The 10,997-nt window shown below is 65.1% G+C and carries 8 protein-coding genes and 1 pseudogene; 7 read left to right on the plus strand and 2 right to left on the minus strand.

Annotated features, from left to right (window positions below; translation table 11 throughout):
• Positions 1-168 precede the first annotated feature (168 nt).
• From hemB to GV818_RS24570, 4 genes are all read left to right on the plus strand, one after another.
• Positions 169-1,143: a porphobilinogen synthase gene (hemB, locus tag GV818_RS24555; protein ID WP_161759697.1), complete on the plus strand. Its 975-nt coding sequence runs from the start codon at positions 169-171 to the stop codon at positions 1,141-1,143.
• 115 nt (positions 1,144-1,258) lie between these two features.
• Positions 1,259-1,780: a sigma-70 family RNA polymerase sigma factor gene (locus GV818_RS24560; RefSeq protein ID WP_161777782.1), complete on the plus strand. Its 522-nt coding sequence runs from the start codon at positions 1,259-1,261 to the stop codon at positions 1,778-1,780.
• The gene (locus tag GV818_RS24565) at positions 1,777-2,748 is read left to right on the plus strand and encodes a FecR family protein (protein WP_161777783.1); all 972 of its coding nucleotides are present in this window, start codon (positions 1,777-1,779) and stop codon (positions 2,746-2,748) included. The genes GV818_RS24560 and GV818_RS24565 overlap by 4 nt, the downstream gene beginning before the upstream one ends.
• 102 nt (positions 2,749-2,850) lie before the next feature.
• Complete coding sequence (locus tag GV818_RS24570) at positions 2,851-5,325, plus strand: TonB-dependent siderophore receptor (protein WP_161777784.1); 2,475 nt, start codon at positions 2,851-2,853, stop codon at positions 5,323-5,325.
• Between the two features lie 72 nt (positions 5,326-5,397).
• Here GV818_RS24570 and GV818_RS24575 read toward each other — a convergent pair whose 3' ends face one another.
• Together GV818_RS24575 and GV818_RS24580 are read right to left on the minus strand one after the other, a co-directional pair.
• Complete coding sequence (locus GV818_RS24575) at positions 5,398-6,918, minus strand: FAD-dependent oxidoreductase (RefSeq protein WP_161777785.1); 1,521 nt, start codon at positions 6,916-6,918, stop codon at positions 5,398-5,400.
• A 63-nt stretch (positions 6,919-6,981) separates the two neighbouring features.
• Positions 6,982-7,596 (minus strand): LysE family translocator, encoded by a 615-nt coding sequence (locus GV818_RS24580; protein WP_161777786.1) that lies wholly within the window; start codon positions 7,594-7,596, stop codon positions 6,982-6,984.
• 358 nt (positions 7,597-7,954) lie between these two features.
• Between GV818_RS24580 and GV818_RS24585 the strand changes: the two genes are divergently transcribed.
• The 3 genes and pseudogenes from GV818_RS24585 to GV818_RS24595 form a co-directional block, all read left to right on the plus strand.
• Positions 7,955-9,058, plus strand: a complete 1,104-nt coding sequence (locus tag GV818_RS24585) for a DUF1615 domain-containing protein (RefSeq protein ID WP_161777787.1) — start codon at positions 7,955-7,957, stop codon at positions 9,056-9,058.
• A 198-nt stretch (positions 9,059-9,256) separates the two neighbouring features.
• Complete coding sequence (locus tag GV818_RS24590; RefSeq protein ID WP_161759701.1) at positions 9,257-9,724, plus strand: MarR family winged helix-turn-helix transcriptional regulator; 468 nt, start codon at positions 9,257-9,259, stop codon at positions 9,722-9,724.
• Positions 9,721-10,997: pseudogene (locus GV818_RS24595) on the plus strand (hypothetical protein); the annotation flags it as partial. The gene GV818_RS24590 and the pseudogene GV818_RS24595, both read left to right, overlap by 4 nt.

Below are 10,997 nucleotides of genomic sequence, written 5' to 3' on the forward strand. Positions count from 1 at the left end.
GTCGAACGGCTCAAACCGCGCAAACACGGGGCTTTTCGGCGATTGTTCGCCGATCGGCAAGGCTCTCTTGAGCTTCGCGGGTTTGTACCGCGGCGGCCAGGGGCATAAGCTTTCCACCTTTTTTCGACCTTGTCCGTGGTCTCCCGCGTTCAGCCTTTAGGAAAAATCATGTCCAGCCAGTTCCCCGAAGCCCGTCCTCGTCGCCTGCGTCGCTCCGAACAATTGCGCAGCCTGTTCCAGGAAACCGAGTTCACCCTCAACGACCTGGTGCTGCCGATTTTCGTCGAGGAGGAAATCGACGATTTCGTGCCGATCAAGAGCATGCCGGGGGTGATGCGCATTCCCGAGTCGAAGCTGGCCGGCGAGATCGAGCGCTACGCCCGGGCCGGGATCAAGTCGGTGATGACCTTCGGTGTGTCCCACCACCTGGACAGCGACGGCAGCGATACCTGGAAGGAACAGGGCCTGGTGTCGCGCATGTCACGCATCGCCAAGGACGCCGTGCCGGAGATGATCGTGATGTCCGACACCTGTTTCTGCGAATACACCGCACACGGCCACTGTGGCGTGATGCATGGCCATGAAGTGGACAACGACCAGACCCTGATCAACCTCGGCAAGCAAGCGGTGGCTGCGGCCCACGCCGGCGCCGATGTGATCGCGCCGTCGGCGGCCATGGACGGTCAGGTCCAGGCCATCCGCAAGGCCCTGGATGCGGCCGGGTTCACCCAGACGCCGATCATGGCCTATTCCACCAAGTTCGCCTCGGCGCTTTATGGCCCGTTCCGTGAAGCTGGCGGCAGTGCCTTGAAGGGCGACCGCAAGAGCTACCAGATGAACCCGATGAACCGCCGCGAAGCGGTGCGCGAGTCGTTGCTCGACGAGCAGGAAGGCGCCGATTCGCTGATGGTCAAGCCAGCCGGGGCTTACCTCGACATCATCCGCGATATCCGCGAGGCCTCGCGCCTGCCGGTGGCGGCGTATCAGGTCAGCGGCGAGTACGCGATGATCAAGTTCGGCGCCCAGGCCGGCGCCATCGACGAGCAGCGGGTGGTGCGTGAAAGCCTGGGTTCGATCAAGCGCGCCGGCGCCGACCTGATCTTCACCTACTTCGCCATGGACCTGGCCCTGGCCGGGATCTGATTCCGCGCCCCCAGTCAGTACTGCCATGAACGCCGTCCGGCGTTCGTGGCTATTGCCAACACTTCCGCCCCTACATGACAATGCGATTCATTATCAAATATGAATCCTTACTGTCATGCCCGCCGACGACTTATCCCTGCGCTGCGCCGTCACCGACCTCTACACCCATCACCATGGCTGGCTGCAGGGCTGGTTGCGCCAGCGCCTGGGCAACACCTTCGATGCCGCCGACCTGGTCCAGGACACCTTCGTGCGGGTGCTCAAGGCGCGCAACGCGCTGGACATCCGTGAGCCGCGGCCCTACCTGTCGCGCATTGCCCGGGGCCTGCTGATCGATCTGTTTCGTCGGCGCTCCCTGGAGCAGGCCTACCTCGAAGCCCTGGCCCTGGTGCCCGAGGGCGAGCATCCGTCGCCGGAAGAGCAGAGCGTGCTGTTCCAGGCGTTGATGGAAATCGACCGTCTGCTGGATGGCCTGGGGCCCAAGGTCAAGCAGGCCTTCCTGCTGTCCCAGTGCGACGGCCTGACCTACGAGCAGATCGCCGAGCGCTTGCAGATTTCCGTGCGCAGCGTGAGCAACTACATGGCCAAGGCCATGGAGCATTGCTGCCTGATGCAGATGCGGCTGCAGCTGTCATGAGTTTCGCCAGCCTGCAACTGAGCGTCGGTGAGCGCCAGGCCATCAGCGGCGCGGCGCGCTGGTACGCGCAGTTGCGTTCCGGCAGCGCCAGCGAGCAGGAGCAGGCGGCCTGGCGCGAGTGGCTGGCCGCCGACCCCTTGCACCGTCAGGCCTGGGAGCGCATGCAACAACTGGGCGAGCAGATGTCGGCGCTGCCCGGCGGCCTGGCCGGCTCCACCTTGCGCGGGACCGGGCGCTCGCGCCGCGAGCTGATGCGCAACCTGGTGGTGCTGGCTTCGGCTGGTTCCCTGGGCTGGCTGGGCTGGCGCAGCGATAGCGCCCAGCAATTGCTGGCGGACTACCGGACCCAGATCGGTGAACGCCGGCAAGTGCGCCTGGCGGACGGCAGTTCGCTGCTGCTCAACACCAACACTTCGATCAACGTGCAGTTCGACGGCCAGCAGCGCAAGGTCCAGCTGCTGTGGGGCGAGCTGCTGGTGAGCACCGCTGCCGACCCGCTGCAGCGGCCGTTCCGGGTCTTCACCCGGCACGCCGAGGTGCTGGCCCTGGGCACGCGCTTTGTGCTGCGCAGCGACGAGCGCGAAGAGCAGGTGGCGGTGCTGGAGCATGCAGTGCAGGTCAGCCTGGGCAATGGCATGGCGCCGCGCCGGGTCGAGGCCGGCCAGCAACTGGCGTTCAGCGCCGGGGCCTTTGCCGCGCTGCGGCCCAACGATGCGGCGGTGGGCGCCTGGGGCCAGGGCAGCATCATCGCCGTCGACCGGCCCCTGGGGGAATTGCTCGCCGACCTGTCGCGCTATCGCCGCGGGGTCTTGCAGTGCGATCCGCAGATCGCCGGGCTGAAGATCTCCGGGGCCTTCCCCATCGACGACACCGACCGTGCCCTGGCGGCGCTGGAAAGCGGTTTTTCCCTGCAGATCAAGCGCTACACCCGTTATTGGGTGCGGGTCTCCGACAGCCGCCTGGGCTGAATGGGCGCGGCAAAAATAATTTTCGCGGTCTTTGCATGTTTGCCAATCCTGATCCGGCTTATCCCCCAGTGGATTCATTTTCGTTAGCGGGGAAGGCAAAGCATGTCTGATGTTCACAAGTCGAAGTTGGCCCAGGCGATCAAGCTCGGGCTCTGGGGCGCACTGGCGGTCTACGGTACGGCACTGCTGCCGTTGACCGCGGTGGCGGCCAGCGAGCAGACCGCTGTGCGCCGCTTCGATATTGCCGCCGGTGATCTCACCGAGGTCCTGAGCCGTTACGCCAGCGCTGCCGGCGCGGCGATCTCCTTCGATGCCCGGCAGACCGCAGGCCTGCGTTCGGCCGGGCTCAGGGGTGAATACGGGGTGCAGGAAGGCTTTGCACGGATTCTCGCCGGCAGCGGCTGGCAGGCCGAGCCGCAAAGCAATGGCAGCTACGTGCTGCGCCCGGTGCCCCGGGGCAATGGTGCCCTGGAGCTGGGCACCACCCAGGTGCAGGGCCAGGAGCTGGGGGCCACCACCGAGTACTCCGGCTCCTACACCACCGGCGCGGTGACCATCGGCAAGGGCCAGCACTCGCTCAAGGAAACCCCGCAGTCGGTGACCGTGATCACCCGCAAGATGCTCGATGACCAGAACCTCAACACCATCGACCAGGTGATGGAGAAGACCCCGGGCATCACCCTTTACGACTCGCCCATGGGCGGCAAGTATTTCTACTCCCGGGGCTTTCGCATGACCGGCCAGTACCAGTACGACGGCGTGCCCCTGGACATGGGCAGCAGCTACGTACAGGCCGACAGCTTCAGCAGCGACATGGCCTTCTATGACCGGGTGGAGATCCTGCGGGGTGCCGCCGGCATGCTCAAGGGCGCAGGCGGCACCGCCGGCTCGGTGAACTTCGTGCGCAAGCGCGGCCAGGCCACGCCCCACACCGAACTGACGATGTCTGCCGGCAGCTGGGACAACTACCGGGCCCAGGTCGACACCGGCGGGCCGTTGAACGATGCCGGCACCGTCCGTGGCCGGGCCGTGGTCACCCAGCAAACCCGCCAGTACTTCTACGACCTGGGCGAGCGCAAGGATCAGGTCTACTACGGCGCCCTGGATTTCGACCTCAGCGACGCCACCACCCTGGGCCTGGGCATGGCCTATGAAGACGTCGACTCGCGCCCGTGCTGGGGCGGCCTGCCGCGCTACAGCGACGGCAGCGACCTCAAGCTCGGCCGCTCCACCTGCCTGAACACCGCCTGGAACAATTCGCGCAGCCAGCGTGCGACCTATTTTGCCGACCTCAGGCAGCAGCTCAACGACGATTGGGCGCTGAAGGTGGCCGGGGTCTACAGCCGCAACACCCAGGACATCGAGTACGCCTTCCCCAGCGGCTCGGTGCCGGTCGGTGCCAACCGTTCCAGCACCCTGATGCTGGGCAGCACCTTTGACTACGACCAGGTGGACTACGGCTTCGACGCCTATGTCGACGGGCACTTCCAGGCCTTTGGCCAGGAGCACGAGCTGACCTTCGGCGCCAATGCCAGCCGCTCGATCAAGGACGACTTCTTCGCCGTGGCCGGCCTGCCGCAACGGCAGAACGTGCTGGACCCCGATCACCACCTGCCCAAGCCCGATGACAGCTACTACGAGCGCAACTCCACCCGCGGTGGCCCCTCGGATTTGCGGATCCAGCAGCAAGGGCTGTATTCCACCCTGCGCCTGAAACTGGCCGACCCGCTGACCCTGGTCATGGGCAGCCGGGTCAGCTGGTACAAGTCGCAGAACGATGCCGTGGCCTACTGGCGCGAGACCCGCACGCCCAGCAGTGCCCGCTCCAAGGAAACCGGCGAGGTCACGCCCTTCGCCGGGGTGCTGTACGACCTCAACGACAACCTAACGGCCTACGCCAGCTACTCCAGCATCTTCACCCCCCAGGGCAGCTATCGGACCCTGGACGGTGCCTCCCTCAAGCCGCTGGTGGGCAAGAGCTACGAGCTGGGGATCAAGGGCGAGTGGTTTGACGGTCGCCTGAACAGCGCTTTCAGCCTGTTCCGCACCCTTCAGGAAGATGCGCAGCAGGAAGACCCGGCCTGCCCGGACAGCAGCTGTTCGCTGAACTCGGGCAAGGTCCGCGCCCAGGGTTTTGAAGCGGAACTCAGCGGCGAGGTGATCGAGCGCCTGCAACTGCTGGCCGGCTACACCTACACCCAGACCAAGACCCTGGAGGATGCCAACAGCGCCAACAACGGTCAGCCATACACCACCTACGTGCCGCGGCACCTGCTGCGGGTCTGGGGTGACTACCAGTTGGGCGGTGCCCTGGAGCGCTTCACGGTGGGCGCCGGGGTCAACGCGCAAAGCGACAACTACCGGCTTTCGCCCATCAGCGGCAATCATATCCGCCAGGCTGGCTATGCGATCTGGAACGGGCGTATCGGCTATCGCATCGACGACACCTGGTCCCTGGCGCTGAACGGCAACAACCTGCTGGACAAGCGCTACTACACCACCATCGGCACTGAAGGCTTCGGCAACTTCTACGGTGATCCGCGCAACCTCACCCTGTCGGTCAAGGCCAGCTTCTAGGGGCTTGGCGCTCGGCGAAGTCTGCTGGGGCGGGTGCCCGGCAGTCCCCGACATCGCTTCCGGGAGGCTTGATCAGGGCCGCAGGTCGCGCTCGGTGAAGTAGCGCTGCAGCACCCTGGGGTCGGCCGAGCGTTCGGCCAGGGCCACATAGGTGTCCGGGCGCAGCAGGTAGAAAGCGTTGCGCACCAGCCCGGCCTCGCCATGGGCCGGGCGCCAGTCGAAGATCCGCAACGGCACCTGGTGCTGGCTGCACCAGTCACGCACGGCGTCGCTGGTGACGCCGTACACATGCACCTGCCAGCCCAGGTGATCGAGGCTGGCAAAATTGTCGTGTTCGCCCTCATGCACCCAGGGCAGGCGGTCGCCACCATGCACGTGCCCGGCGCTGCCACCGCTAAGGGGCATGCCACGGTAGTTGAGGGTGATCTGCGACACCGTGCGAAAGAGGAATTCCCGGGCGCTGTCGAAGGCGGTGATCTTCGGAATCAGCAGCGGCGCCAGGCGCGTGCGCAGCAGATAGGCCACCGGGCCTTCGGCGGTGGCGAAGCTGAATACCCGGTCGGTGGTGGAGACCAGGCGCCGGGCAAACTCCATGCGTTCGCTGGCGTAGCTGTCCAGCAGGCTGTCCTCGGCCTTGCGCGCCAGCACCGCGGTGAGTTTCCAGGCCAGGTTGATGGCGTCGCCGATCCCGGTGTTCATGCCCTGGCCGCCGGCAGGGCTGTGCACGTGGGCCGCATCCCCCAGCAGGAATACCCGGCCCTGGCGAAAATGCTCGGCGACCCGGTGATGCACGCGGTAGGCCGAGAACCAGTTGACCTGGCTGACTTCAACCTTGAGCTGGCGCATGGCGCGCTGGCTGACATCCTCGAAACGCAGGTTTTCCGGATGCTCGGCACGTTCGTCGCGCACCGTGCCGATCAGCCGTGCGCGGCCGCTGTGGGCCAGCGGAAAGACCGCGAGGAAGTCTGCCTCGTCCAGGTCCACGTGCAGCTGGCCATCCAGGGCTGGGCCGCTGGCGTCGACGTCGGCGACGTAGAACACCTGCTGATAGGTGCCCCCGGGAAAGCCGGTGCCCAGGGTCTTGCGCACGGTCGAGCGGGCGCCGTCGCAACCGGCCAGGTAAAACGCCTGGCACTGTTCCTCGCGCCCGCTTGGGCCACGCAGCCGCGCGCTGACCAGGTTGCCATGGTCGGTGAAGGCCAGCAGCTCGGTATTGCGTTCCACCCGGGTGCCCAGTTGCTCCAGGCGTTCGACCAGCAGTTGCTCGTGTTCGTCCTGGGGAAAGATCTGCAGGAAGGGGTAGGGCGTCAGGCCCTCGCCAATGGCATTGAAGGGCAGTTGCGCGGCGCGCTCGCCCTTGACCCAGAGATTCACCGCCGGCACATGGTGGCCGTGCTCGACAATGGCCTGGGTCAGGTCCAGCTGGCGATACAGTTCGAGGGTCCGGGCCTGCACCGCCAAGGCCCTGGAGGTGGTGCCGGGGCCGGCGGTCTTGTCGATGATCCGCACCTTGACCCCTTGTTTGCGCAGCCACAGCGCCAGCACCAGGCCGGTGGGGCCGGCGCCGATGATCAGTACGTCGCTGCAGTTCATGTGTTTGCCCTCGGTAGGAGATCAACGTCATGTATCTGGCTGCGGGCGGCGGCTGCCGCGGGGTCAGCGTTGGGCGAAGGCCAGGTTCAGGCCCAATCCCGCGAAGCTTGCGGCAAAGCTGCGGCGCAACCAGTTCTGCACCTTGGGCGACTCGATCACCGCAGTGCGGAACAGGTCGGCCAGCAGGCCGTAGAGCACGAACACGAAGAAGGTCATGGCCATGAATACGCCGCTGAGCAGGAGCATCTGCGGGATCGGGTCGCTGCCGTCATGGGCGATGAACTGTGGCAGGAAGGCCAGGAAGAAGATCGTCAGCTTGGGGTTGAGAATGTTCAGCAGGCAGGCCTTGAGCATCAGCGCGCCGGCGCCGTGGCTGACCGCGTTGCTGTCGACGGCGAAGGCCGAGCGGTCGCGCCAGGTGGCGTAGGCCAGGTACAGCAGGTAGGCGACCCCGGCGAACTTCAGGCCCTGGAACGCCACCGCACTGGTGTGCAGGATCGCCGACAGGCCAAGGATCGAGGCCAGCAGGTGCGGGACAATCCCCGCGGTACAGCCGATGGCGGTGAACAGGCTGGCGCGTTTGCCGGCCACCAGGGCGGTGGAAATGGTCAGGATCACGCCGCTGCCGGGAATCAGTACGACGATCAGGCTGGTGATCAGAAAGTCCAGGGTCAACATCCGGGCATCACTCCATTGCGGGGGTAGCGTCGAGCCTGATCCAGGTCTGGACGCCTCACCAAGGTCGGGGTCACCAAAGTACACCCTGATGCGCCCGTGGAATAGTTGGATTCTAGCCCGGCTTCAAGAAAGGCCCAGCCACACCGATCCTGGCGTGCTCAAGAGCCGGTAGTCGCTACCCGGGCTGTTGATTCCCGGTCTTGTTGCCAGGCCGCCATCGGCCTTGAGGTCGCCGTATTGGTCCGGCCGCTCGCAGCTGCCGCCGCAACGGAACAGCGTCGCCAATCTCCGGTCGAAACCTGAGTGTCGATGCTTTACTGCTACCGGTCTTGCTCCCCCCACCATCTTGCGGAGAATCATGATTTCCTGCCGTCTTATCATCAGTCTCTCGAGCCTGTTGCTGCTGGCCGGTTGCGCCAGCCAGCAGGGCAGCCAGCCACCGGCGCTGAGTCCGGACCAGGCCCAGGCGCGAATCCTGCGTCTGCTGCCCTCCCAGGTGGCCGACCGCCAGGGCTGGGCCCGGGATATCCAGGTGGCGTTCAGCGCCCAGGGGCTTGCGCCGAGCCCGAGCAATCTGTGCGCGGTGCTGGCGGTGGCCGAGCAGGAGTCGAGCTTCCAGGTCGACCCGGTGGTGCCGGGGCTGGGACGCATCGCCCGTGAGGAAATCGACCGTCGAGCGGCCAAGGTGCATGTGCCGGCGCTGCTGGTGAGTGCCGCCTTGCAGGTACATGCCAGCGATGGCCAGTCCTACAGCCAGCGTCTGGCCAAGGCCCGCACCGAGAAGGAGTTGAGTGCGATCTTCGACGACTTCATCGGCCGGGTGCCGATGGGCCAGACCCTGTTCGGCGGCTTCAATCCGGTGCACACCGGTGGGCCGATGCAGGTCAGCATCGCGTTTGCCGAGAAGCACGCCGGGGATTATCCGTACCCGGTCCAGGGCTCGATCCGCCATGAAGTCTTCAGCCGCCGTGGCGGGATGTATTTCGGCATTGCCCATTTGCTCGGCTACCCGGTGAGCTACCCGCAACCGCTGTATCGCTTCGCCGATTTCAACGCCGGCTGGTACGCCAGCCGCAATGCGGCGTTCCAGAGTGCCGTGAGCCGGGTCAGCGGGATCAAGCTGGCACTGGATGGCGACCTGATCCGCTACGACTCGATCCTGCCCGGCAGCACCGAGCTGGCGGTGCGCACCCTGGGCAAGCAGATGGGCCTGCGCAACCCGAGCATTCGCGAGCAACTGGAGAAGGGCGACAGCCCTGAATTCGAAAACACGGACCTGTACCGGCAGGTGTTCGCCCTGGCCGACCGGGCGGCGGGCAAATCCGTACCACGCGAGCAATTGCCCGGCATCGAACTCAAGAGCCCGAAGATCACCCGCCAATTGACCACGGCCTGGTTCGCCAAGCGGGTGGACGAGCGCTATCAGCGCTGCATGGCACGTAATCCGGGCACGCAGCCCTGAAACAGCGATGGAGCATCATCCCTGCCGAGCATCGCTACGACAGGTGGGGTGGGGGCGGTGTTGGCCTGCCCCAGAGTGTCGTTCTGACGCAGGGTGGTTAAATTGATTTCCAAATGGAAATCAATTTGCTAGTTTTTTACCTGAATACGTGGAATCTGCTTTCCATCATGCAGCCATATTCAGGGAGATCGTTCTGCCATGACTGCCCCGACACCCCTCGATGAACCGGGTCCGCTGGAAAACGCCTTGTCCAGATTGCAATGCGTTCTGGTGGCCCGACGCGCACGCTACACCCCTGAAGCGGTGAGCTGGAGCCAGTACGACATTCTCGAACTGCTGCGCCTGCAAGGGCGCATGACACCGTCGCAGTTGGGCGAGCGCCTGGGCGTGGCCCGCACTGGGGTCTCCAAAGCCTTGCGGGTCCTTAAAGACCTGGGGCTGGTGACCCAGGCACAGGGGGGAGGCGATCGTCGTGAACAGCTGACGCTGTTGACCGATTCGGGCCGGGATTTCCTGGCGCGTGCCGCCAGCGGTCGACACGATGCCGCGCAGCGCGTCCTGGCGGCACTGACCCAAGGCGAACAGGCGATTTTCACCGAGTTGTGCGAGAAGGCTTGCAGCGCGCTTGAAACCCAGGGCGAGCAGGGCCAGGCGGTCCGGCCATGAGCCGGAACAACGCGGGTTACCGGGATATGGAGATTGTCGGTGCGCGGGAAAACAACCTGCAAGGTGTCAGCTTGCGCATTCCCAAGCAGTGCATTGTGGTGTTTACCGGGGTCTCAGGTTCGGGCAAATCATCCCTGCTGTTTGACACCCTGGCCGCCGAGTCGCAGCGCCAGCTCAACGAAAGCCACAGCGCCTTCGTCCGCCATCGACTGCCGCATTACGGCCGTCCGCAGGCCGATGCGTTGCGCAACCTGCCGGCCTCCATCGTGGTCGACCAGAAGCCGCTGGGCGGCAATGCGCGTTCGACGGTGGGCACGGTCACCGACATCCAGCCCTTGCTGCGGCTGTTGTTTGCCCGGGCGGGCCAGCCCTTCGTCGGTTATGCCAATGTCTTCTCGTTCAATCATCCGCAAGGCATGTGCCCGACCTGCCAGGGCTTGGGCAGGGTCGACCGCTTCGACTTTGAGCAGTTGTTCGATCGCCGCAAGTCGTTGAATCAGGGGGCTATCGATTTTCCGACCTTTGCCCCCGGCACCTACCGCTGGAAACGCTATGCCTTGTCCGGCCTTTTCGATTGCGACCAGCCGCTGATGGAGTACAGCGACGAGCAATGGCAAACCTTGCTCTACGCCGACGATCTGGCGCTCGGCAGCCCATTGCCCGGGTGGCCGGAGACTGCGCGATTTCAGGGGGTGGTACCGCGGTTTCGCCGGGCCTACCTGGATCGTGAGCCCAGTCGCTTGACCCGGGTCGAACGAGAAGGGCTGGCGCGGGTGATGTCCCGGCAAGCCTGCCCGGACTGCCGGGGTGCCCGGCTGAATCCGACAATCCTGTCGTGCCGGATCGACGGTCGGTCGATTGCCGATTGCAGTGCGATGGAGGTCTGCGACTTGCTGTCATTCATTCTCGGCATTCGCCTCGCGCCCGTTGCCACGGTGGTGCTGGCCATCGTCGAGCGTCTGCAGCAGATGGCGGCCATCGGCCTGGATTACCTCAGCCTGGCGCGTGAAACCGCGAGCCTGTCAGGCGGTGAGTCGCAACGGGTGAAGATGGTGCGTCACCTGGGCAGCAGCCTGACCGACATGGCCTACATCTTCGATGAGCCCAGCGTAGGCTTGCATCCGCGCGATGTTCATCAACTCAACACGCTGTTGCGCGGCTTGCGTGACAAGGGCAATACGGTGCTGGTGGTCGAGCATGACCCCGATGTGATTGCGATTGCCGATCATGTGGTGGCTGTGTCTTATACACATCTGACGCTTCCGACGAACGC

Source organism: Pseudomonas sp. Fl4BN1 (assembly GCF_009908285.1).
GTDB lineage: Bacteria > Pseudomonadota > Gammaproteobacteria > Pseudomonadales > Pseudomonadaceae > Aquipseudomonas.

Excerpts from the sequence above, each read along its gene's own strand:
- hemB (WP_161759697.1), top strand. The coding sequence starts at position 169 with ATGTCCAGCCAGTTCCCCGAAGCCCGTCCTCGTCGCCTGCGTCGCTCC.
- GV818_RS24560 (WP_161777782.1), top strand. The coding sequence starts at position 1,259 with ATGCCCGCCGACGACTTATCCCTGCGCTGCGCCGTCACCGACCTCTAC.
- GV818_RS24565 (WP_161777783.1), top strand. The coding sequence starts at position 1,777 with ATGAGTTTCGCCAGCCTGCAACTGAGCGTCGGTGAGCGCCAGGCCATC.
- GV818_RS24570 (WP_161777784.1), top strand. The coding sequence starts at position 2,851 with ATGTCTGATGTTCACAAGTCGAAGTTGGCCCAGGCGATCAAGCTCGGG.
- GV818_RS24575 (WP_161777785.1), bottom strand. The coding sequence starts at position 6,918 with ATGAACTGCAGCGACGTACTGATCATCGGCGCCGGCCCCACCGGCCTG.
- GV818_RS24580 (WP_161777786.1), bottom strand. The coding sequence starts at position 7,596 with ATGTTGACCCTGGACTTTCTGATCACCAGCCTGATCGTCGTACTGATT.
- GV818_RS24585 (WP_161777787.1), top strand. The coding sequence starts at position 7,955 with ATGATTTCCTGCCGTCTTATCATCAGTCTCTCGAGCCTGTTGCTGCTG.
- GV818_RS24590 (WP_161759701.1), top strand. The coding sequence starts at position 9,257 with ATGACTGCCCCGACACCCCTCGATGAACCGGGTCCGCTGGAAAACGCC.